20 protein-coding genes are annotated in these 22,385 nt (G+C 46.1%); 7 read left to right on the top strand and 13 right to left on the bottom strand.

Annotated elements, in window-relative coordinates:
* The first annotated feature begins 237 nt into the window (after positions 1-237).
* The 3 genes from C9J01_RS11380 (at position 238) to phnR (ending at position 4,012) form a co-directional block, all read left to right on the top strand.
* Positions 238-1,311, top strand: a complete 1,074-nt coding sequence (locus tag C9J01_RS11380; protein ID WP_107298249.1) for a putative 2-aminoethylphosphonate ABC transporter ATP-binding protein — start codon at positions 238-240, stop codon at positions 1,309-1,311.
* Positions 1,312-1,391: 80 nt separating this feature from the next.
* The gene (locus C9J01_RS11385) at positions 1,392-3,077 is read left to right on the top strand and encodes a putative 2-aminoethylphosphonate ABC transporter permease subunit (protein WP_237156956.1); all 1,686 of its coding nucleotides are present in this window, start codon (positions 1,392-1,394) and stop codon (positions 3,075-3,077) included.
* A 230-nt stretch (positions 3,078-3,307) separates the two neighbouring features.
* The gene (gene phnR / locus C9J01_RS11390) at positions 3,308-4,012 is read left to right on the top strand and encodes a phosphonate utilization transcriptional regulator PhnR (RefSeq protein ID WP_107298251.1); all 705 of its coding nucleotides are present in this window, start codon (positions 3,308-3,310) and stop codon (positions 4,010-4,012) included.
* 116 nt (positions 4,013-4,128) lie between these two features.
* On the opposite strand, the gene C9J01_RS11395 is transcribed toward phnR, so the two are convergent.
* The 4 genes from C9J01_RS11395 to C9J01_RS11410 all read right to left on the bottom strand — a co-directional run bounded on the left by C9J01_RS11395 (position 4,129) and on the right by C9J01_RS11410 (position 7,290).
* Entirely contained in the window at positions 4,129-4,791 is a 663-nt protein-coding gene (locus C9J01_RS11395) for a DedA family protein (RefSeq protein ID WP_107298252.1), read from the bottom strand.
* Between the two features lie 81 nt (positions 4,792-4,872).
* Positions 4,873-5,115, bottom strand: a complete 243-nt coding sequence (locus C9J01_RS11400; RefSeq protein WP_107298253.1) for a hypothetical protein — start codon at positions 5,113-5,115, stop codon at positions 4,873-4,875.
* Between the two features lie 118 nt (positions 5,116-5,233).
* The gene (locus tag C9J01_RS11405) at positions 5,234-5,698 is read right to left on the bottom strand and encodes a hypothetical protein (protein ID WP_107298254.1); all 465 of its coding nucleotides are present in this window, start codon (positions 5,696-5,698) and stop codon (positions 5,234-5,236) included.
* A gap of 179 nt (positions 5,699-5,877) precedes the next feature.
* Entirely contained in the window at positions 5,878-7,290 is a 1,413-nt protein-coding gene (locus tag C9J01_RS11410) for an FAD-dependent oxidoreductase (RefSeq protein WP_107298255.1), read from the bottom strand.
* Positions 7,291-7,813: 523 nt separating this feature from the next.
* Between C9J01_RS11410 and C9J01_RS11420 the strand changes: the two genes are divergently transcribed.
* Complete coding sequence (locus tag C9J01_RS11420) at positions 7,814-8,761, top strand: TerC family protein (protein WP_107298257.1); 948 nt, start codon at positions 7,814-7,816, stop codon at positions 8,759-8,761.
* A 79-nt stretch (positions 8,762-8,840) separates the two neighbouring features.
* Here C9J01_RS11420 and C9J01_RS11425 read toward each other — a convergent pair whose 3' ends face one another.
* A complete protein-coding gene (locus C9J01_RS11425) occupies positions 8,841-10,124 on the bottom strand; it encodes a metal-dependent hydrolase family protein (RefSeq protein ID WP_107298258.1) in 1,284 nt (427 codons plus the stop codon).
* Positions 10,125-10,172: 48 nt separating this feature from the next.
* Positions 10,173-11,651: a pyridoxal phosphate-dependent decarboxylase family protein gene (locus tag C9J01_RS11430; RefSeq protein ID WP_107298259.1), complete on the bottom strand. Its 1,479-nt coding sequence runs from the start codon at positions 11,649-11,651 to the stop codon at positions 10,173-10,175.
* Positions 11,652-12,075: 424 nt separating this feature from the next.
* Between C9J01_RS11430 and C9J01_RS11435 the strand changes: the two genes are divergently transcribed.
* Entirely contained in the window at positions 12,076-12,909 is an 834-nt protein-coding gene (locus C9J01_RS11435) for a helicase associated domain-containing protein (RefSeq protein WP_107298260.1), read from the top strand.
* A gap of 44 nt (positions 12,910-12,953) precedes the next feature.
* On the opposite strand, the gene C9J01_RS11440 is transcribed toward C9J01_RS11435, so the two are convergent.
* The 5 genes from C9J01_RS11440 to C9J01_RS11460 form a co-directional block, all read right to left on the bottom strand.
* Positions 12,954-13,598, bottom strand: coding sequence for a hypothetical protein (locus C9J01_RS11440; protein WP_107298261.1), 645 nt, complete (start codon positions 13,596-13,598; stop codon positions 12,954-12,956).
* A gap of 164 nt (positions 13,599-13,762) precedes the next feature.
* On the bottom strand, positions 13,763-14,194 hold the full coding sequence (locus C9J01_RS11445) for an ecotin family protein (protein ID WP_158264527.1): 432 nt from the start codon (positions 14,192-14,194) through the stop codon (positions 13,763-13,765).
* A gap of 70 nt (positions 14,195-14,264) precedes the next feature.
* Positions 14,265-15,797, bottom strand: coding sequence for a phospholipase D family protein (locus C9J01_RS11450; RefSeq protein ID WP_107298263.1), 1,533 nt, complete (start codon positions 15,795-15,797; stop codon positions 14,265-14,267).
* A 163-nt stretch (positions 15,798-15,960) separates the two neighbouring features.
* Positions 15,961-16,224 (bottom strand): hypothetical protein, encoded by a 264-nt coding sequence (locus C9J01_RS11455; protein ID WP_107298264.1) that lies wholly within the window; start codon positions 16,222-16,224, stop codon positions 15,961-15,963.
* 43 nt (positions 16,225-16,267) lie between these two features.
* On the bottom strand, positions 16,268-17,953 hold the full coding sequence (locus C9J01_RS11460) for a L,D-transpeptidase family protein (protein ID WP_107298265.1): 1,686 nt from the start codon (positions 17,951-17,953) through the stop codon (positions 16,268-16,270).
* A 322-nt stretch (positions 17,954-18,275) separates the two neighbouring features.
* On the opposite strand from C9J01_RS11460, the gene C9J01_RS11465 reads away from it, so the two are divergent.
* Together C9J01_RS11465 and C9J01_RS11470 are read left to right on the top strand one after the other, a co-directional pair.
* Positions 18,276-19,823 carry a YjjI family glycine radical enzyme gene (locus tag C9J01_RS11465; protein ID WP_419686722.1) on the top strand — a complete coding sequence of 516 codons (1,548 nt, stop codon included), beginning with the start codon at positions 18,276-18,278 and terminating at the stop codon, positions 19,821-19,823.
* Positions 19,789-20,658, top strand: coding sequence for a YjjW family glycine radical enzyme activase (locus C9J01_RS11470; protein WP_107298267.1), 870 nt, complete (start codon positions 19,789-19,791; stop codon positions 20,656-20,658). The genes C9J01_RS11465 and C9J01_RS11470 overlap by 35 nt, the downstream gene beginning before the upstream one ends.
* A gap of 12 nt (positions 20,659-20,670) precedes the next feature.
* Here C9J01_RS11470 and C9J01_RS11475 read toward each other — a convergent pair whose 3' ends face one another.
* Together C9J01_RS11475 and folE are read right to left on the bottom strand one after the other, a co-directional pair.
* A complete protein-coding gene (locus tag C9J01_RS11475; protein ID WP_107298268.1) occupies positions 20,671-21,606 on the bottom strand; it encodes a LysR family transcriptional regulator in 936 nt (311 codons plus the stop codon).
* A gap of 104 nt (positions 21,607-21,710) precedes the next feature.
* The gene (gene folE, locus C9J01_RS11480) at positions 21,711-22,364 is read right to left on the bottom strand and encodes a GTP cyclohydrolase I FolE (protein ID WP_107298269.1); all 654 of its coding nucleotides are present in this window, start codon (positions 22,362-22,364) and stop codon (positions 21,711-21,713) included.
* Positions 22,365-22,385: the final 21 nt, after the last annotated feature.

A 22,385-nucleotide genomic window follows, 5' to 3' on the forward strand; every position in this document is an offset into this window, starting at 1 on the left:
TAGAATAAAAGGTCTAGACCTATATAGAATATCAATCTGACAAGGTGATAATGTGGTATCCCAACCAAATTCTTATTTATCACATCAAAATAATGCGATATTCAGTACGGGTTAAGTATGTATCAACAGAAATTTTTTTCCACCATACCTGATTCTTAATATCGTAAACTCCGTGTCATTTATTTGTAACTGACTGCAACTATGTTTGGTATATACCAAATAAAGTGAGTTAGAACCATGGAAACGTATCTGAAGATTGAACATGTCAGCAAGCAATATGGACAATTTACTGCGCTGGACAACATTTCCCTCGAGATCCCAAAAGGCGAATTTGTTTGCTTCCTTGGCCCATCAGGCTGCGGTAAAACCACCTTGCTGCGTGCCATTGCTGGATTAGATCTGGCGTCTTCAGGCAAGATCAACCAAGACGGTAAAGAAACCACCTTCCTTGCACCGGAGAAGCGTGACTTCGGGATCGTGTTCCAGTCCTACGCCCTGTTTCCGAACCTAACTGTTGCTGAAAATATAAGCCTTGGCTTGCGTAATCAGGGGAAAGACAACAAGACCGTTACTGACACCGTCAATCATTGGCTGAAGGTTATCGGCTTGCCAGACTCGGGCATCAAATATCCCAACCAACTTTCTGGTGGCCAGCAGCAGCGTGTCGCCCTTGCCCGTGCCTTATCATTATCACCAGGTTTGTTACTGCTTGATGAACCTTTGTCTGCTTTGGATGCAAAAGTGCGATCCCACCTGCGTGAAGAGATCCGCCGCCTGCAACGCCAGCTTGGTATTACCACCATTATGGTAACCCACGATCAGGACGAAGCTCTCGCCATGGCAGACCGAATTGTGGTGATGAACCACGGCGTTATCGAACAAGTCGGCACGCCGCAGGAGATTTACGAAAACCCAGCTTCTCGCTTTGTGGCCGACTTCGTTGGCAATATGAACTTTATTCCGGCTTCTGTTGTGAGTGATAACCAAATCCGCATCGGTGAATCACTACTGCCTAAGCCTTGTGATGCACTCAAACGCGGCGAGCAAGTCGAATTGGGCCTACGCCCCGAAGATCTGCATTTTCTGGAAGTCGGTAACAAAACAGAGTCGAGTTTCCCTGTTCAAATCGAAGAATTGGAGTTCCAAGGCACCTTTGTTCGTGCCGAATGCAAACTCCAAGGCGAGTACAAAGGCAATATGTTGAAAGTCGATGTACCTATTCGAGAGTTGCGCGAACTCCAGTTAGAGCGTGGCCACTTCCATTACGTGAACATGTCCAAAAAGCACACCCACATCTTTCACGCACAATAAAGCGCATGGATACCGAGATGAATGCTATTACCAACCCAATAACCAAAGAGCGCTCGGTGGCAGCACGTCAGCCTAGCCTTATGCAGCGCCTTACGGTATTTAAGAACTCACTGAGCCGAGACAACATCACATTAGGTGCGATTCTGTTTTTGCTGCTGATCGTCATGGGGATCTTTGTACTTGGCCCTATGTTTGCCATGCTGCAAAAAAGTGTCATGAACAACCAGAGTGAATTTGTTGGCCTGCAAAACTTTGCCAACTACTTCTCTTCGCCGGCATTGTGGCAGTCTTTGAAAAACACTATCAACATCGGCCTGATCGTCACCTTTTTTGTTGGCTTTCTGGCCTTTGGTTATGCCTATGCCCTCACCCGAAGCTGTATGCCTTTCAAAGGCTTGTTCAATGTACTCGGTGCCGCGCCAATCCTAGCTCCGTCGCTACTCCCTGCTATTAGCCTTATCTACCTGTTCGGTAACCAAGGTATCGCCAAGGATATGCTAATGGGCAACTCCGTGTACGGCCCTATTGGTATTGCGATCGGTTTGATCTTCTGGACTTTTCCGCACGCAGTGATGATCCTGACCACATCGCTAAAGACCTCCGACGCAAGGCTTTACGAAGCAGCTAAGGCGCTGAATACCTCACCGTTCAAGACTTTCTTCATTGTCACGTTACCAGCGGCAAAGTACGGCTTAATCAGCGCGCTGATTGTTGTCTTTACCTTGGTTGTTTGTGATTTTGGTGTGCCTAAGGTTATCGGCGGCAGCTACAACGTATTAGCGACTGATATCTTTAAGCAGGTTGTCGGTCAGCAAAACTTCTCAATGGGTGCGGTAACCAGTGTTATCCTCCTGGTTCCGGCTATCCTCGCATTTGCTGTTGATCGCTGGGTGAAGAAAAAGCAGCAGGGACTGTTCGATTCACGCTCTGTGGCTTATACGCCTGAACCAAACAAGTTGCGTGACGGCCTTTGCTTTTTGTTTTGTAGCGTGATTTCACTGTGTATCCTGACCGTTATCGGTATGGCTATCTACGGCTCGCTGGTTACCTTCTGGCCTTGGAACCTGACGCTTAGCCTGAACAATTATAACTTTGCCCAATTCAGCACGTATGGCTGGGCACCGTATTTCAACTCTATCAAGCTTGCCAGTTTTGTGGCGGTATTCGGTACGGTAGTCATCTTCATTGGTGCGTACTGTGTTGAAAAAGGCCGTGCCTTTGCACCTATCCGTAACCTGCTGCAAATGATTGCCATCATTCCAATGGCTGTACCGGGTATGGTGTTGGGCCTTGGGTATATTTTCTTCTTCAACAACCAAGCTAACCCAATGTCGGTGCTTTACGGAACCATGGCTATCCTGGTGATCAACACAGTGATCCACTACTACACCGTCGGCCACATGACGGCACTGACAGCGCTTAAACAATTACCAGCAGAAGTTGAAGCCATTTCAGCCTCAATCAAAATGCCGCAGTACAAGGTTTTCTTCAAAGTTACCCTGCCTGTTTGCTTACCGGCAGTACTTGAAATTGCGGTATATATGTTCGTCAATGCAATGACTACAACTTCGGCGATTGTATTCCTGTACGCAACCAACACCATGCCGGCATCGGTGTCGGTACTGAACATGGATGACGCAGGCCAAACTGGCCCGGCAGCAGCAATGGCTGTGATGATCTTGCTGACGGCGGCGCTGGTTAAACTCAGCCATGTCGGCACAATTCAAATTATCGAGCGTTACACCCAGGCCTGGCGCAAACGCTAAGTGTTACCAGCTACAAAGCATTCACAAGTGTGATGTGTTTCACTAAACGGTAATAGAATTATTATAACGTCTATTACCGTTTATTCTTTTTATACAATAAGTTATAGATTTATCCATACGTAGCTACGATGAAGCTGCGGATGACCACTGATAACAGGATATAATGTTAATCCGATTAGCTCCCTCAAAAGCTAGGGGTTAATCGAATTTGCATTTACATAGGGTCAATTGTGCAATATTTAAAAATCATGGAAGCCATCAACGAGCAGATTGATGCTGGCCTTCTTGCTGCAGGCAACAAATTACCTGCCGAACGCAAACTCGCGGAATCATTCAATACCACAAGGGTCACCCTGCGTGAATCTTTGGCTCTGCTGGAAGCAGAGGGAAAGCTATATAGGGAAGATCGCCGTGGTTGGTTCGTCTCACCGATACCACTTAGCTATGACCCGACCTATACCACCAACTTCCCACAAATGGCCAAAGAGCAAGGTCGCTTAGCCCGCACTGAGCTCATTGATGCCAAGCTTATGCCAGCTAGCCGGCGAGCAGCATCACTACTTAAAGTGCCGCCGTTGTCAGAGGTATACCGAGTCGACCGGTTGCGTTTTCTTGATGAACGCCCAGTGGTGGTGGTCACCAACTTCATTTTGCCAAAGTACTTTCCAGACCTGCTAGAGAAGTCTTTCACCTCTTCACTGACTACCCTTTATCGTGAAGAGTATGGCGTGATCTATTCGAAAACCCGTTACCGGGTCAGTACTACATCATTGCTCGGAGATACTGCGCAGCATTTGAGGGCCACAGCAGGAAGCCCTGCGATGTTGGTCGAGCGTCTCAACTACGATCAACATGACAATGTCATTGACTGTGACTTGGAGTACTGGCGCCACGACGCGATTTGTATTGAGTCGATGGCCCAGCTGTCAAAATAATTTCTTAGGTTAAGAGTCAGAACAAAAAAGCCTGAATAACCGATGATATTGCAGTTCTTGCTTATCCGGATATTCAGGCTTTTGAGTTTTAGTACGATTTCTTACAGCGACAAAAACTACACTTTCGAGGTCTGTTTAGGAACCACTTTCGCTTTGGCATAACGGTACACCAACCCAACAATGGCCGAAATCATCAGCGTAAAGCTCAGCATCACTAAACCTTTGGTGAGGATCTGCTGGTATTCACTTAGCATCGGGCTGAGCATGATCCACTTACCTACCAACAGCAAGATCAAACACCAGATCAGGGAGCTCATTGCACTGATCACTACCATTCGCCACGCGCTCAACTTGGCAATACCCATCAGCATTGGCGTAAGCACCCTGACAAAGGGAACAAAGCGCGAAATGAACAGAGAAAGGAAGCCATATTTATTGAGTAACCGCCTTGCTTTTGGCAGTGCGTCATCAGGTAACATACGCTCTAGCCAGTCCACAAACCGGGTCCGGTGTAACACCCTTCCCTGCAAGTAGCCCATAAACCCACCAAAGGTGGCAGCGAAACACAGAGCCGCAACAGTCGTCGGGAAATCTAAGATGCCAAGCCCAATCATCCCCCCGGCAAACAAGACCAGGCCGTCACCGGGCAGCGGCAAAAACACAAAACTCGATTCCAATAGCAAGATTATCGTCAGCAACAACAAGAACCATTGCAATGAACTGACTTGCTGTAGGGTTTCAAAATCGTGATGCCATATAGCCAATAACATCTCTTGCATATAATACTCCAACTTGTAACTACCGGCTTTCCCGGCCTAAGAGCTGCCTATGAACTAACAAGCCTAATCAAGCTTGCTGGTTTAATGGCGAGCGTTTCCAAAGATCAAATCCACTAGCATTCGGGAGGCTAGATTCCCATCTTGGTTGAACCGCATTTCAGCCAAGGTATTTTCGATGTAGTCATTGACTAATACCGATGTATGGCTGAAGGGTGAACTCGGCCAACTATGCAAAATCAGTAGAAATGTGATCGCAATCAGGGCAATCACCCTCCAGTTCAACAATGCACTTTTTACCTGCGGGGAAGTCCAAGCACGTTTCATTGTCATACCTATATTTTTTGGGCCTCTGCTATCAAGCAGCCCGTAACAAACAGCAGCGATCAAACCAGATCGGCTACTGATAAACTCAGATAACTAAAACAAGATATAGACTAACGGCTTAGCCGAAACGATGGCTATAAAGCAGGTTCCCCTCTTTCCAACCGGAAAGACGGTTATGGTTGTGGGGAATGTGCCCAACCCAGTGGGTTTGCAAGAGGGGCAAAGCCGTTGGCTTTAACGCTTGGGACAAATAGGAAGGTGGATGAAATTCATGAACTTGGGAAAAAACGGGTTTGACGCCCATCCCGGCGTAATGGTCAACACTTTTTAACCGTCTTAACGCATTGAAAATATAAGTCTCATGGCCTTCATCAAAGGCAGAGCGGTCGTCATCCTGGGTGATAATTGCCGAGTCACTGGTTTGCACTGGCCACTGCCATTTAGCCAGATGGCTTGCAAAATCAGTCGTGACAACCGGGCTTAATACCTTGTCATTAAACGACTCAATAGGCTGCGCTATCGCAGTGTTTGCACACCACAATAAAATAAGCAGACAAATTGTGTAGAGACGCCTAATCAACATACAACTTACCCAAAATAGAGACACAGAACATTATAATCTGTGCCAGCAAACTGGGAAGCGTTAAATAGCAGGTTGTGTTACAAGTTATGTCTTTTTAAACAAGTAACTTGGCAAAAATCAAATAAAGAGCCCTTAGGATCTTTATGTATTTCCATCAGGTAAGAATAAGCTAAGCAGCACTACCCTTTGTCTGCTTTCCCGGCGGCATCAGCAAATTTAGACAGTTGCTTATCCAACCAGGTAGGTTTTAGGCCAGCATCTTCCGCCGCTTCCTTACGGCGAATAGCATTGCGCACCATCATTGCACCGGTCCAGCGAATAGGCTCTGGCGGGAAATAGCCTTTCGGGCCGGACACAAGACCGCATTCAGTCCATTCATTTTGCTGTTCTAACACCATTGACGATAAGATTTTACCGCCAATCCAGGTTTGCGCGACACCGTTACCGGAATACCCCAAGCCGTAAACAATGTCTTTATTCTTCTTGAGATGGCCGAAGAACGGCATCCCGGTCACCGAGCGATCCGAAGCCCCGGTCCATGTGGCAGCGAAAGACTGCCCTGACAGCGAAGGGAAAAACCTGTCGAATGCACGCCGAAGCAATGGCTGGTAACGACTAGGTTGATCAAATACCTTGCTGATACGGTTGGCAAATGAGAAATGGTTGCCGCCTTTACCTAGCATCAACCTACCATCTGGTGTTGAACGGTAGTAATGAACAAAAGTTCGCGAATCAACAACTGTCTTGCCGTCCTTGAGACCCATCGCCTCTAGCTTTTCTGGCACTGGCTTGGTGATCGCCATATCAGAAGAGACTAATACCACGCTGCGCTTGAACTCAGGGAATTGCTCGACCATCCACGCATTAAGTGCCAACACCACTTTCTTGGCAAAGATATCTGCTTGCGGGGTGGTAATAGTAATAGGGATTTCGGTATTGATATCCTCCATAGGGGTATTCTCGAAAATTTTCACCCCTAGCCTCTCGGCGACACGCTTCAAACCACGAGCAAGCATTGCTGGCTGTACACTGGCTGCTGCAGGTGAATAATACCCTTCACTATGAACACATGAACCGGCATCAAGCTGGACCTTATCTTTTTCCCATACTTGCCAACTATTGATATCCTGCTGGTTCAAAGCTTGAAGGACCCCTTCCATCGAGCCCTCTTGTGCGCTGTTGGTGGCGGTATATAACGTACCATGACGACGTAACTGGGCATCGATGTTGTGCTCTTTACAGAACGCTTCGATTTCGTAAATGGCCTGCTCTGATGCAGCAACCAACTTAGCCGCTTTCTCTTCACCATAGAGCTTTCTCATCGACAAGTATTTGGTCGACCAGGTCAGCATACAACCACCGTTACGGCCAGAAGCGCCACTACCACAAAGCCCTTTATCGATCACAACAACATCAAGATCTGGCTGCTGCAACTTTAAATTAATGGCCGTCCACAGACCTGTGTATCCGCCGCCGACGATACAGACATCGGTTTGAATATCATTTTGAAGTACATTGGGTTGAGCTGATACTTCAACTCCCATCGCCTGAGCAAACCAATACGGTTGGAAGTTATCTTTGTCCTTGAGCATTATTCACCACCTGATTTGGTATAGACCAAAGTAATGACGATAAATTAGCGCCCATCTGTGAAAGCTTTATGACAAACACCGCAATCTGACAAATTTTGATTCATAGCCAAGTCTTGTACCAATTTCAGCGCTATTCCAGCCCTCTCTTCCAGCTAATCTGGTTATCTAAATCAATAGCTTGAGTTATATTTTTTATAATGAATTTATTTTTTATGTATTCGGTGTAAATTATCACTAGCGCATTACGAAATTTGCTTTTAGAATGCGCCTGCTTTGGGGAGTAGTCACCAATTGTTCGTCTGTCGTCATCTCGAAGTCTTGTACTTCCGGCAGCCGAGGGTGGATTTGTAGCATTCGTTCTACACCATCCTGACGAGACCAACGCCATTAATCATGCACATCCGTGCTGGGTTGTCTTTATTTGCTTAATCGCAAAGATGTAGCCCATGACATTAATGCGCGAAAGGTCTGGTTTCCCCTGATCCTTCCCCTTTCGCGCACTCGATCGTGAAAGGAGTAATCTATGAGCCTTTTGAGCTATGAAGGGTTCGCTGTTCTAACCATCTTTATGTTGGCGTTGGACTTATACCAAACCCGTGGTGGCAAGGTCACCATCAAAAAAGCCGCTCTTTGGAGTGTGTTCTGGGTTGTGTTGGCTTTGGCCTTCAACGTGGTGATCTACCTGTACTGGCCTTTAATGGCACCGGATAGCAGCTATACCAACAGCGAAGCAGCGACAGCCTTCCTTACCGGCTATTTGCTCGAAAAATCATTGAGTGTCGACAACCTGTTTGTCTTCGCTTTGATTTTCAGTCAGTTTGCCGTGCCTGAAGCGATTCGTCCTAGGGTGCTGATGCTTGGTGTTGTGGGTGCGCTGATCCTGCGCGCAATCATGATTGCGGTAGGTGCTGAACTGCTAACCCAGTTCCACTGGATCTTGTATGTGTTCGCAGCATTCCTGCTTTACACCGGCTATAAGCTATGGCGTGAAGACGAGGAAGAACAAGAAGACTTCTCCCAGTCACTCCCCGTGCGTCTGGTGAAAAAATGCTTCCGGGTGTCTGATGAATACAGAGGCCATAGGTTCTTTGTCAAAGACAGCAAAGGCTGGATCGCAACTCCACTGTTGATTGTGATTGCGGTAATTGCTTTGACCGATGTGATGTTCGCACTGGATTCAATCCCTGCAATCTTCGCGGTCACCAAAGAGCCGTTCCTGGTGATGACAGCTAACGTGTTCGCATTACTTGGTTTACGCTCGCTGTACTTTGTACTCGAAGGTATGCTGACCCGTTTCTGCTACCTACGCCCGGCATTGGCGTTCATCTTGAGCTTCATCGGTATCAAGATGCTGCTAATGGAAACCAACTATGCGATCCCAACACCAGTTTCCCTAGGTGTGATCGTACTGACTATCAGTGCAGCTATTGTCGGCTCGCTATGGAAAACCCGCGAGCTAAAAGCGTCATAACAAATTAACGAGCATTAAAAACCTAAAAGCCGCTCACAGCCTGTGAGCGGCTTTTAGGTTTTTAATGATATTTCATTGATTAGCGCAATGGCATGTCTCGAGTATCTTTGTAAATCTCACCGCCTTTGATCACCACTTTGATGTTCTCTGGGTCGGCAAGAATATCAAGATCGGCCACTGGGTTGCCCTTGACAAATAGCATGTCCGCAAATGCCCCTTGGCACAACACCCCTAGCTTAGCTTCTGGGTATGGGTCCAGTAGCCCAGACATTTTTAATAACTCTCCAGTGTCTGATGTGGCTTGCTTGATTCCCCTAAATGAGCCGAAATACTTCTTGCGTGCCGAGAACTCCATATTCTGCTTAGCATGGACTTCCGGGGTGCCAACCAAATCAGTACCAAACGCACATTTCAGACCGTATTTGTCCACCAACTCTGCCTGCTTGAGCAATCCTTTACCGACACGCTCCGTCTTTTGGTACAAGATTTCACTGCCGAGTGGAATTTTTCGGTTGGCTATCAGTTCAGCTGTCGCGTATTGAGGCACTACCCAAACATCTTTATCAAGGCACATGCTAGCCACTTCGTCATCCATGAAGGTGGCATGCTCAAGCGATTTCACCCCTTCTTCAACCGCAATCTTCATCGCCGGTTGGGCATGGATATGGCTGCAGACATAGGATCCGTAGTTAGTTACTGTCTCTATGATGGCGCGAAGCTCATCACGGGTGTACTGGATCGTATCCAGCGGATCAAACAAAGATGAAGCGCCGCCTCCACCGAAGACTTTGATCTGCGACGCGCCTTTGAAGATCTGATCACGAGTGCGTTTCAGGCATTCAGGCACACCGTCAGCCAAAATCAGGTGCTGCTGGCGCATAAAACTCGAATCTTCAATCCCTTGATTAAAGTTAGAGCGCTGGACCCGGTTCTGACGGTAATCGGCATGACCACAGGTTTGCGAGATCCCTGCGTAGCTTGGGTAGATCCTCGGCCCCGGCACAAAGCCATTATCAATACTCTGCTTTAGACCATAACAATTGCTGCCGACATCGCGTACCGCCGTAAAGCCACGCTCAAGCATCTCCTTGGCAATCACCGCAGAGCGTATCGCGACTTCTTCCGAGCTCATTAAGTCGATCTTGTCGAAGCTATCAGACAGAGCAATATGCGTATGGGCATCGATAAGTCCCGGCATAACCGTATAACCAGCAGCATCAATGATTTGATCAACCTCTTCTAGCACAGCCTCATACTGGTAGATTTTGGTAACAACCCCATCCTCCACCAGCAAACTGCAGTCATGGCGCAACGCTTCGTTCTCACCATCAAACAAGGCGGCATTTTTCACTAATACTTTCATCTCTTCTCCCATCACTGACATTTAAAACCCACAACTTACAAGCGATATTCAACATTCAGCGTGCTCTACCGCTTTGGCTGTCTGCTGGTTTTCTTTGTTGAAAAGCTCATTTTCGATTTCAAAAGCCGCGATGATTTTCTCGGCCGATTTGTCGATGTCCTGCTGGTCGGTATGACAACTCAACACCGAGAACAACATGGTTTTTAACCCTTTATAGCCTGAGGTAGATGGATAACAGAAGCCTTCCTGCTGCAAGCGGTGCACCACACGCTCTGTAAGCTGATTGCGTTGTTCCTCAGTACCCGTTCCGAATTGCGCAGAGAAGCGGTTAGATACCACATCATTGAGAATGGTGATCCCCTCTACTTCCCGTAATTTATCTGCCATGCGCTGGGCAAGTTCACAGCAATTATCAAGATGCTGAGCAATGCCAGATTTACCCAACGCTTTAATTGCCGCATACACTGGTACGCCTCGGGCCCGGCGGGAGGCTGAAATGCCAAAGTTGATAGCGTTTCGGTCCGGCTTCGCCATGGCGTCGTTGAGATAGTCTCCCATGTTGCTGCCGCCCATGGCACAGGCTAATGCTGTTGCATCTTTGACTATCACTAAGCCGCAGTCATAAGGCATGTTGAACCACTTGTGGCCATCGGTATCAATGGAGTCTGCACGTTCAACTCCCTTGACCAGATGCTTTTGCTTATCACTGGCTGCCGCCCAAAGCCCAATCGCCCCATCCACATGCAGCCAAGCATTTGGATGGTTCGCAACTGCATCAGCCAGTGCATCGAACGGATCAAAGGCGCCGGAATCAATACAGCCAGCTTGCGCACAAACAAGTGTCGGACCGTCACAACGAGACAATACCTCAGGGATATGATCGGCAATGATCCGTAGGTTACTGTCGGTCGGAATAGTATGGATATCTTCGAGGCCAATGCCGATCATAGATAGTGCACGCTTGATCGTTGAGTGGATCTGGTCACTCACCACAACCTGAATGCGCGGTGCACCATAAAGCCCCTGCTTGACCACATCCCAGCCGGCACGTTGCAACAAGGTATTACGTGCAGTGATCAATGCGGTATAAATGGCTTCCTGCGCGCCAGAAGTAAAGCCCAGCCCTGCATGTTTTGAGAGGCCTAGCAACTCAAGTACCCACTCTGCTGCCGTTTCTTCAACGATAGCCATCGAAGGGCTAGAAACGTAGTAAGGGACATTCTGATCCCAAGCGCTTACTAGCCAGTCAGCGGCCATGGAAACTGGGAAAGAACTGCCAATGGCGTAACCAAAGAATCGTGATCCCCCTGAGCCAATCAACCCTTGTTCCACATTAACGGCAAGCTGGTTGAGTACGGTATCAGGACAACTAGGAGCTTGCGGCAATTTACCGCCTATGGATTGCCGTAATGTATCGGATGTCACATGTTTATCAACCGGTCGCTCTGGTAGTGACTCTAAGTAGGCTACAGCGTGATCAAATGATTGACTAAGTAACTGACGATATTGGTTAAACTGATGAGACATAGCACAGCTCCTCTTCGTTTTCTGCTATGCTATTACGTTACTTCCCCTCCCTTTCTGATATTTACCAATTCGCGCCAAAAAAATATTAACCACATAAAAACTGGCAATAATTTTCTTTCAAGATCAAGATATAAGCACAGAATGGTAAACTGGTTGAATATAAAAGTCCCAACATTGTCCCAATCGCTGGTAAAAATGATTTATCGGTAAGGTAAAAAGATTTCATAATAAATAAACTCAGCCAGTCCCGTTTATATTGATGCATTTTTTCCACATGTTTTAAAGGCTTAGTCATCTTCCTGCGTTTAATCTTGTTTTAGCACGCCATACAGGCGGTATTTTGCTACAAATTTCATATTTTCGGCTTCTATCTTCAGAAGTAATATCGCACCAAAATCAACTTTGTTCTCATTGTGAGGTATTTGTGGCATCAACCGTTAGTATCGAAGCGGGAGATAAGTGGTTTTACGATGGACTAAAAGAATACCTTTTAGAAGGACGCTCCGTGCCATTTGGGAAAGAGGCACACCACTATCAAACCCAGTCTGGATATAATCTTGGCCTCTGGGTGAATCATATTCGATTAATGAAAAAGACAAACCTATTACGGGATGAGTTCATTGTCGCCTTGGAGGAAGCCCACTTCGTCTTTGACAAAGAGATGTATCAATGGAATCTTGGCCTCAAAGCATACCAAGAGTATACAAAGCAGTATGGCCGTACCACAGTACCAAAAGGATACATAAGTGCAGATCATTTCCCTCTAGGTAACTGGCTCTCTAAGGCGAGGAGTGAATACACCAGAAATAAGTTAAGCCAGACGAAATCTAAGTCTCTGTTCCTCACCAACTCAAATTGGTTTAAAGAGGAAATGACCCTTTCATGGGAGGATAGCTATCGCCAACTTCTGCGCTTCAGAGAAATGAAGGGACATTTGAATGTGTGGTCAAGTTATGTAACTAGAGATGGATTCCGGCTTGGGAAGTGGGTGTTTGAACAACGGGAGCTACAACGTCGTTCAATGTTGCCAGAAGCCCAATATAAAGCCCTCAATGATATTGGTTTCAATTGGGTAGACAGTTTCAGCGACATTGTAAAACGCGGTTCGACATTCACAAAAGTGGATCTACCACCGCCACTTACCAAGCCTGCCACTCCCAAAAGGTTTGAACTTGAGGATAAATTGGTCACCTACGTTTCGAAGCCGAAACCAAAGACAAAACTCAAAAGTGAATGGAATGAAACGCCAAACATATAACCATATAAGCCTTTTCGCTCTCAGTAACACCTCTCGCTGAGGTGTTACTTTTCCTTGAACACGACGGCTTGTGTCGTGTTATTGGATTTCATTTCTGTCACTATCTCAAAACACTGCCCTGTGACTGAACGAATTAAATTAAGCGTAGGTAAGAGATAGTCTTGTTTTACGTTGTTAAAATAAACCTCGTTGGATGCAGCTAATATTTGCTCTAACCTAACCCTTTTAATAGTTTTAATATTCGTATTTTCCGGCCGATTCACAAGGTCACAATAAAGGGCTATGCAGCCAACACTATCCGTTTCAATTAATGGCAGTAAACTTGGCAGCCGACGAGATTGCTCTCCGAGATCGTTGACGACGAGATCGTTAAAAGTAAAGGTGGCCTTACTATCTAATCCCAATGCAGAGGAGATGAACATGTCCACCGAAAGGGCAACAAAAACCGCTTGGTTATAGTGGTTAATCTTATCAGCAACTATTTGGCTTGTAATACGGTCAAGCGCACTATCAAACCGTAATCGCTTATGAGCAAGGCTAATTTCAGAAGATAAGCAACCTGCAAATTCACCGAATGCTACCGTTCCAGAATGACCATTGTAATTTCTCAAGGCCAATAGAAACAGAGCAGCAATATCAAGATCAAAATCTGTAAGTTGAACTGGCAAGTCAAACGAAGACTCAGTCATGGTAACCTCCTCTAGTACCTATTATTAGGATAAAGAGCGGTTAGAAATGGGAGTGTATCGAATGTGGAGCTATCTTGAAGATGAGTCTATATGGGAAGTGAGCTTTAAAATAAAACAACGCCAATGCTCTAGGGAGCATTGGCGTTTAAAGTAGCTAACAGAGGTTACTCTACTGGCGCCCAGACTTTGTAATCAACGTCCACATCTTCCTGTGCGTAGACTACCAAAGGAAGCTTTGAATTGTAGCGCAACAAATCACTGTGGAACTGCAGTTCTGTATCTGCCGCTTCTTTCTCACATGCCATCATAGTGCTGGCATAGTTAGTTTGTTTTTCCAGTACATAGTAAGAATAACCCCACCCTTCCAGTGAACGTCGCTCAATATCCATCGGCAGCGCTTTGATGTTGCAATCTACCTTCATAACACTGTTAGCGACAAGTTGAACACGGCGGTCTAGGTTCTCATTCTCAACTGCATCGAGCTGGATAACATGCTTGGTAAAGCCTGGCATTTCAGGGAACATATCAGCATTATCACTCGCGAAAACGTGAGGGGCTGAAATCAATAAAGCTGCAGTCAAAAGTGTCTTTTTCATTGTTATTCCTATTATTTTGGATTGCCCTAGTTTTACCATCTTATCCTGAACCTTGGCTGTTCAGTGCCACTTACAAGTATTTTTCTATCGGGAAAAGCTGTAAAAATCGCGACTTTACTCGATCCCACTGGCTAGTATCAGGCTCGGTCTCCCAGCTTTTTGTACCGGAATACCACCTGACGCTGCCTTCCTCTAGACTCAGGTGCCAACTGTTTTCCTCTTCCATCGCCACCTCTATGTCGTCAGCCAATGAAGCTGCAATACTTTCATTTTCGATGACTAAAATAGATTCGGTATTAAGGTACGTTGAACGCAAATTAAAGTTGAAGGAGCCAACCCCTGCGATTTGCCTGTCAAAGACAACAGACTTTGAATGCAGGCCATAAGGCGTTGTGGGTGCGCATTTAGCAGTATCTTTTGTTGATTGCTCACATAACTTGGTATCAGGTTTTAATTCAAACAACTGCATACCATTCTCAAGCATGTCCTGACGCCTTCCTGCATAACCCGAATGGTTAGTGATAAGGTCATTGGAGACCATAGAATTGGTCAACGCCCTTACCTCAACACCATCATTGGTTAGATCTTGAAGACTTGCCAACTGGCCATCATCGAAAACGAGATAAGCCGATTCCACAACAATTTCTTGTTCAGACTTCAACGCTAAATCCGCCAAAGCTCTGGCTGTCTTCTTGGGTGTGTCGGTATTATCAACATCATCTGGGACAGGTTGGTCGGCGATGTAGCGCGCTTTGACCCAAGTGATCTCCCCCATTAACTCCTTTAGAAACTGATAGGCAACCTCGCTTCCTTCAGGCAATGCCGGGTAATATTTGTAACGAGGAGCATAAACCCGATCTAACGCCGCCAGTTCAATAGAGGCTTCCCCGCCCAACATACTGACAGGGTAAGACCAACGGCTATCCCAATATTCAACAAAGCTCGTTTGGATATCATTGACTACATCCCCCATCACCAACACATCGCGATCGCGGAAATTAATATCATCAGAGAGATCAAAGTACTCATCGCCGATATTACGCCCTCCGACAACTGACATCGCCCCATCCACGGTGAAAGATTTATTGTGCATACGGCGATTGAGGCGGGAGAAATCACCCAACACATTGAGCCACTTTGCAACTCCACGTCGGGTCGGAATTGGATTAAATACACGTATCTCTATATAAGGGTGTGAGTCTAACGCTATTAACAGGTCTTCTCTTTCGTTTAGGTTTATGTCATCAAGCATGACACGCACTTTGACACCGCGATTCGCAGCAGCAATCAAGCGGGTAGCCAAGTATCTGCCCGAATCATCTGAGTTCCAAATGTAGTACTGGATGTCGATGCTATGTTCAGCCGTTTCAATAAGGGCTAAGCGCTGGGCCAAGGCGTCCCAACCGGTATCTTGCAGTACAACGGCACTGTTAGTTGGCGTTAAACCTTCAGGCTGATAAGTCTCAACCAATGCCGATAAAGTGCTAGCCTGCTGCGAAGCCTGTGACTCAATGGGGTGCTCGATTTCATCGGATATAGATGCGCAACCATGCAGAAACGTAAAAATAAAAATGGTAAGACTAATGCGTTGCAGCAAAGACATGTATAAATGATCCTTTTTCTATTTCTTGTAACCCATACTGAGTTTTTCAGCTGACATCTAATTAAATGCACTGAAATATTTGGGCTTTATCCATGAAGAATTGTATACCAAGAAAGGCAATGAGAGATGAACAAAAGAAGAGTGAGGTCTGTATTCCCCCACTCTAACCAACAAAACTGAAGATACATAAGATAAAAGGAAGGCTTGCAACGACTCGTGCGGCTTTTATCGCATTCTCCTTCAGCCGTTCGGATTGCATTTCAATATCCAACAGCATCTTTTCCTCAGAGGGTGACTGTTCGATAAAAACCGTCTTCTCAACCTTAAGCATCGCTTTTTGATTGATTTTTTCTATCGCAACTTTTGCCTTAATGTCTCCCTCCATTAAGGCTCGTTCAACTAATTGATCAACTTTGTTGCTCAGCATCGCCTAGTCCAACCCTATACACAGAGATTACTTGGATATGGCTCTATTGCCGGTAATTTTTCACCGTTGAGTACTTCAGTTTAACCGGCCGCTTAATTGGCCTGTCATAGCCATAAATATCTTCTCGCAATTGTAGCTGATTATTCTCATCAACCCATGCGGTTACGTAAGTCACATCCACATCAAGTTTGCGCGGTAAAGTGATGGTATCAGTACTTCTATCACTGACTAGCTGTTGGTAATTGCGCCAACTTGGCCGCTGCTGGTAGTCCAACACATATTCAGCCAGTTCTGCAGCCTTTTCTACACGCACACACCCAGAGCTTAGGTTGCGCTTGGCCTTGTTAAACAGGCTTCGTGTCGGCGTATCATGCAAGTAGACAGAGTAATCATTGGGCATTAAGAATTTCACATTTCCAAGCGCATTCCCGCGACCCGGCCTTTGCATAAATTCATACGGAAATGTATGGGGGTTCACAGTGCTCCACTCCACCATTTCAGGAGAAATCTCAGTACGATCCCGCCAGCTGCGGATCATGGTTAAGTTCTTCTGCTGCAAATAATCCGATGATGCCTTCATACCGGGTATCACATCTTTCTTCTTAATTGTTTCCGGAACATTCCAGCGTGGGTTGACCACCATGATATTCATTGAAGAAGAAAACAGATTCGTTGGCCGTGTTGTCTGCCCTACTATGACTTTTGACTCAAAAACGACTTGCTGATTATGGGTAATTTGCATTCGGTAGTCGGGAATATTAACCCGGATACTTGGGCGTTCATCACCGGTAGCACCCAATTGGCTGCGATAATGATTTAGAGCAATTAAACGGGAAACTTCTTGATAAGGCAGCGCAATTTGCCTAGACGTTGAGGGGCCAAGGATGCCGTCGTCCTCTAAGCCATTTCTTAACTGAAACCGCCTGATAGCTTGGTTAACAACACCACTATTTGAAATCGTCTGTTGTTCCCTCACGATTAAGTAATCATCGATATCGATATCACCATAAGTGTTCAACACATCAAGTAAATCATGGCCATCAGGTATAGATTGTCCTTGTTTGATTAAACCTCGCTTAAGGGGTTGATAACTGTGAGAGGCCAAATCATTGAACGATTCAGCAAGGTGAATCGCCGTCTTGGTTGATGAGGGCAGCAAAAGATCGGCATAGACCTGATTTAAAAATCGCGTCTGCTCCAATTCAAAGTAGCCATAGCTTGTGGAGAAAATGGATATATCATCTTTATGCAAAGGCTGTACAGTTTGGTGTCGAAATAGGATTGTTGGCTTATTTTCAATATTTTGCTCTATGGCCTTAAGAGCCAAATAACTGTCTGTAGCAAGGATATCAAACCCACGCTTATCTTGGCGGGCTTCTAGCCTTTTCAACTCAGATAAACGTTGGTTAGCCCCAGAAAACAGACCAGAAAGATGCAAAGCAGAGAGTTTGGTGTATAAACCTTGTCGTAGTGCGGTATCATCCCAAATCGGTAAAAAGCCATTGTTTACATAGATTTTCTCGGTAAGTTCGGAAAAGCACACTGAACTGCCTGCGTCTGGGCAAATTTGTTGGGAACTGTAGATATCAACGGAGTCAATCAAAGAATAGTCCAGCCTGACATCCGTGTTAACAGGCTGTGCACTGATGGCATTAACATATAAAAAGCCGCCTAACAAAAAGGCAGTGTTTACTGATGGCATTTTTTTTCTTTTATTAGCGCAAAACATCACGAATTCCCGATCAGATAAGCCTAAGCTGCTGTTGCTTCCTGCATTGCAGCATCAAACAAATTCGTTTTGCTTCATCCTTGTTATATCAAGTTTTAGTCAAAAAATTGACAAAACAGCAACTTTTTGACCGCATAATTTCACAAGAATATGACTTACTTTTATTTAAGCACTTCAAATGACATGCTTTATTTTTCTTACAGGGACCAACAAAAATTTCGTGATCAAGCATACTTAATTTCCATATAGGAAATTAGATTTTGACTTCTTTTCACTTCAAGAAATCGTTCTGACCACTTATGTTATTAACCATAATTCAAACATGGTTAATAACATGAGCATTCAAGAAAAATTCAGACAGATCATCAATGATCCGACGCTTTCTCCCAAGCAGAAGAGCCAATACCTTGCGTTAGAAGCCGATGCCAGCCTGCCCTACCTCGAAGTTTCGGAGTCGGTCAAAGCCGCCATTGAAGACAATATCATGTGTGATATGTTTGAAGGCAATGCTCCATTTAAGCCTCGCTACGTACTGCCTGATTACGCCAAGTTTCTAAAACAAGGCTCTGAATATCTGGAATTGCCTCCTGCACAGAATTTCGACGAAGCGCTTAACCATCTCTCGATCATTTATCATCATGTGCCATCGGTAACAAACATCCCGGTTTATCTCGGCCAACTCGATGATGTATTGCTTCCATACGTCGAAGAATTAGACGCAGAAACGATTTACCGTAAATTGCGCCTGTTCTGGATCATGCTAGATCGCACCCTGCCAGATGCTTTTATGCATGTGAATATCGGCCCGACTGACAATGTGATCTGCCGGACAATTTTGCGTGTTGATGCCGAGCTCAAGCAAGTCGCTCCTAACCTGACCTTTATGTATGATCCTGAAATCACCCCAGACGATCTACTGCGACAGGCCAGTCACAACATCTGCGAATGCAGTAAACCGCATATTGCGAATTATCCTATCCATGCCAAGGCTTATGACAATAGCGGTTTTGGTATCGTGAGTTGCTACAACTCTCTACCTTTGGCGGGCGGTGCAAACACCCTGGTTCGTATGAACCTTAAAGAGGTCGCCAACAAAGCATCATCTACTGATGATTTCTTTCGCACGGTCTTGCCAAATTACTGCCAAACCATGTACGAGCTAATTGAAGCCCGCTCTGCTTACCTCCATGAAGAGTCGGGTTTCTTTAACAGCTTCTTGATTGAGGAAGGTTTGATTGATGAAGACCGATTTGCGCCAATGTTCGGCATCTATGGCATGGCTGAAGCGGTCAATATCTTGGTTGCTAAAGATGACCTTGACGGACAATACGGCCACCAGCAAGGTGCTAATGAGCTAGGACACCGAATTTCCAAAACCTTAAGTGACATTGTCACATCCACACCAGTGAAATATGGCTACCATGGTCGTGCCCTACTTCATGCCCAAGGCGGTATCAGTTTAGATGAAGATGTCACTCCGGGAGTACGTATCCCTTATGGTACTGAGCCAGACCCAGTTAGCCACATCCAAGCGCTAGCTGAACACCACCAGTACTACACATCGGGTATCAGCGACATTTTGACCATTGATGAAACCGTCAAATCAAACCCTGAAGCTATGTATCAATTGTGTAAAGGTGCGCTGGCTATTGGCTTTCGCGAGTTTACCGCTAACGTACACTCTAACGATTTGGTCAGGGTGACAGGCTATATGATCAAACTGTCTGATATCGCTAAGTTCAAGGAGCAAGGCTCTCGAACCAACACCACAGGTCTCGGTGCAGAAGCCGCAGAGAATACCGGAATCCTCAATCGCAAACCACGAGTTGTGAGTCATGAGCAAGCGCCGCGCTACTGCGACAGTCAGTAAAATCCTCAATTTCTCGTGTGTCGACGGGCCTGGCAACAGGCTCGTTATCTTCATGCAAGGGTGCAACTACCAATGCAAGAATTGCCACAATCCACACACTATCGGTATCTGCAACCATTGTGGAGATTGCGTTAAACCCTGCCCGAGTCATGCATTATCACTGAGCGAAGGCAAAATACATTGGGATGCTGCGCTATGTACCCATTGTGATCGCTGCTTAGAAGTTTGTCCTAACCAGTCCAATCCCAAGACCCAGTTGATGGGCGTTGAGGACATTTTGCAGCTTGTCCGCAAGCACCAGCTGTTTTTATCAGGGATCACTGTCAGTGGTGGCGAGGCAACACTCCAGTTGCCTTTCATTGTTGAGTTGTTCAGTGCAATCAAAGCCGATCCAACGCTACGCCACCTGACCTGCATGATCGACACTAACGGCAGTCTCAGCCTGACCGGATGGGAGAAAGTACTGCCGGTATTGGACGGTGCCATGGTTGATTTAAAAGCTTGGCAGGAAGAAACCCACGCTTGGCTAACCAGTCGCAGCCATCACAGGGTCATACAGACTATAGATATGCTCGCAAAACACGATAAACTGGAAGAGGTCCGCTTGTTACATATACCGGGTATCACAGACTTCGAGCAAGAAATTGATGCCCTAGCCCATTTCTTGGGCTCACTGCCTCAGAGGACATCAGTAAGGCTCAATGCGTTCCAGCATCACGGTGTTGCCGGGGAGGCATTACAATGGCAGACATGCAGTCAAAAGCAGATTGAATCATTAGCCAATGCGCTTGGCCAAAGAGGCATCGACACTCTTTATCGAAAGCCCATTGGATAATTTTTATTAAATCTAGCCTTTTGACTCAGACTCATGCGATACCGCAACGATCTGTTCATACAGCCAACGCTGGGCAGGATCGTTCATACTCGGTTGGTGCCAAACTAGGCTGTAGGACACCTCACCATAATTGAATGGCAGTGGCTTGGTGATCAATTCTCTTGCCTGTAGCGCGACATCCGCCCATTGGCGTGAACAAGTGAACAGCAGGTCACTGTGGTGACACATCAAGGCAGCACCACCGAAATCAGGTACGTTTACCGCAATTTTTCGTTTTTGGTGTTGCTGGGCAAGCTGAAGCTCAAAAAACGGCACATTCAAATCGTTATCAGTTATGCCGATATGACCGTAGCTCAGGTAGTCATCAATCGTCAGGGTTTTCTCTGCCAACGGGTGATTGGGGTTCATTAAGCACACCATTTCATCATCCAGCAAGGTTTCCCATACTAGGTTATTCTGGGTGCTCGGCGGCTGGCTTTTATCATGCGGTAGGATAATAAAATCCAACTGACCTTTGGCAAGGCTGTCAAAGCCCATATTGTCCCGCGACCAAATCTCCAATCGCATACCCGGTGCTTGCTCCAACACCCTGGCACTGAGCTTGGCAGCCAATAATTCGAAAGTACTTTCGCGCATCGCCAGCGAAAAGCGACCTTGATATGACGCCGGGTCAAAGGCTTCCTGCGTCAGCATCTGGTTCATTTCGTTAATCATCTGGTGCACGGTCGGCCCTAGACGTCGCGCGAGAGGCGTAGCTACTAGCTGGTTACCATGACGGTAGAACAACTCATCATTAAGGTTGTCCCGCAGTTGGGTCAGAGTTTTACTCACAGAGGAAGGGCTCAGGCATAACCGCTCAGCACTGGCAGTAACACTAAGCGTGTCCAGCATCACGTGAAGAGTGATGAGGTGCTTCATGCTGATTCGAGACAGTTTAATTAAATCCATAAGCCTTAATATCCAGATGAGATGGCAATAGCTACAAAAAAGCCAGTAGATTACCTACTGGCTTGTTTCATAATAAATTATTCTGGATGAGCGTCAAATAAAGATTAACGCAGACCGTTCAGAAATTCAGCGCGAGTGGCAGGGTTTCGCTTGAAAATACCGCCCAATGCTGTCGTTGTCGTGGTGCTAGTGGCATCCATTACACCACGTGCTTTCACACAATAGTGGGTAGCATCCATTGTCACTGCCACATCATCGCTTTCCAGCAAGGTTTGAAGAGCAACAAGGATCTGCTGTGTCATACGCTCTTGTACCTGTGGACGCTGAGCGAAGAAGCGGACAATACGGTTAATCTTTGACAAGCCAATGATCTTACCGCGAGGGATGTAAGCAACGGTCGCAGTACCGTCAATGGTCACCAAATGGTGCTCACAGGTACTGGTCAAGGTAATATCTTTAACACGAACCATTTCATCACAGTTCATCTTGTTTTCAATGACAGTGATCTTAGGGAAGTTGGCGTAATCTAGGCCAGAAAACACTTCATCAACATACATTTTCGCGATTCGATGGGGAGTCTCAATCAAACTATCGTCGGTTAGATCCAGTGAAAGAAGTTCAAGGATCTCACGCATGTGATACTCGATTTTTTCTTTCTTCTCTTCGCGGCTTACCACCTTATCAGTCATTGGGGTTTCTAAGCCACGCTCAACCAGTGCTTGGCGCACCTTCAATGCAGATTCGCTTAATGCAGTCATTCTTTTCCTCCAACCGGCTGG

The sequence above is a fragment of the Photobacterium rosenbergii genome (assembly GCF_003026455.1).
Taxonomy (GTDB): Bacteria; Pseudomonadota; Gammaproteobacteria; order Enterobacterales; family Vibrionaceae; genus Photobacterium; species Photobacterium rosenbergii.

Bases quoted from the DNA above. Each gene is read 5' to 3' on its own strand.
- C9J01_RS11420 (WP_107298257.1), top strand. From the start codon at position 7,814: ATGAGCCTTTTGAGCTATGAAGGGTTCGCTGTTCTAACCATCTTTATG.
- C9J01_RS11385 (WP_237156956.1), top strand. From the start codon at position 1,392: ATGCAGCGCCTTACGGTATTTAAGAACTCACTGAGCCGAGACAACATC.
- C9J01_RS11425 (WP_107298258.1), bottom strand. From the start codon at position 10,124: ATGAAAGTATTAGTGAAAAATGCCGCCTTGTTTGATGGTGAGAACGAA.
- C9J01_RS11455 (WP_107298264.1), bottom strand. From the start codon at position 16,224: ATGCTGAGCAACAAAGTTGATCAATTAGTTGAACGAGCCTTAATGGAG.
- C9J01_RS11430 (WP_107298259.1), bottom strand. From the start codon at position 11,651: ATGTCTCATCAGTTTAACCAATATCGTCAGTTACTTAGTCAATCATTT.
- C9J01_RS11460 (WP_107298265.1), bottom strand. From the start codon at position 17,953: ATGTTTTGCGCTAATAAAAGAAAAAAAATGCCATCAGTAAACACTGCC.
- folE (WP_107298269.1), bottom strand. From the start codon at position 22,364: ATGACTGCATTAAGCGAATCTGCATTGAAGGTGCGCCAAGCACTGGTT.
- C9J01_RS11410 (WP_107298255.1), bottom strand. From the start codon at position 7,290: ATGCTCAAGGACAAAGATAACTTCCAACCGTATTGGTTTGCTCAGGCG.
- C9J01_RS11450 (WP_107298263.1), bottom strand. From the start codon at position 15,797: ATGTCTTTGCTGCAACGCATTAGTCTTACCATTTTTATTTTTACGTTT.
- C9J01_RS11445 (WP_158264527.1), bottom strand. From the start codon at position 14,194: ATGAAAAAGACACTTTTGACTGCAGCTTTATTGATTTCAGCCCCTCAC.
- C9J01_RS11380 (WP_107298249.1), top strand. From the start codon at position 238: ATGGAAACGTATCTGAAGATTGAACATGTCAGCAAGCAATATGGACAA.
- C9J01_RS11475 (WP_107298268.1), bottom strand. From the start codon at position 21,606: ATGGATTTAATTAAACTGTCTCGAATCAGCATGAAGCACCTCATCACT.
- C9J01_RS11465 (WP_419686722.1), top strand. From the start codon at position 18,276: ATGGTTAATAACATGAGCATTCAAGAAAAATTCAGACAGATCATCAAT.
- C9J01_RS11440 (WP_107298261.1), bottom strand. From the start codon at position 13,598: ATGACTGAGTCTTCGTTTGACTTGCCAGTTCAACTTACAGATTTTGAT.
- C9J01_RS11470 (WP_107298267.1), top strand. From the start codon at position 19,789: ATGAGCAAGCGCCGCGCTACTGCGACAGTCAGTAAAATCCTCAATTTC.
- C9J01_RS11395 (WP_107298252.1), bottom strand. From the start codon at position 4,791: ATGCAAGAGATGTTATTGGCTATATGGCATCACGATTTTGAAACCCTA.
- C9J01_RS11400 (WP_107298253.1), bottom strand. From the start codon at position 5,115: ATGAAACGTGCTTGGACTTCCCCGCAGGTAAAAAGTGCATTGTTGAAC.
- C9J01_RS11405 (WP_107298254.1), bottom strand. From the start codon at position 5,698: ATGTTGATTAGGCGTCTCTACACAATTTGTCTGCTTATTTTATTGTGG.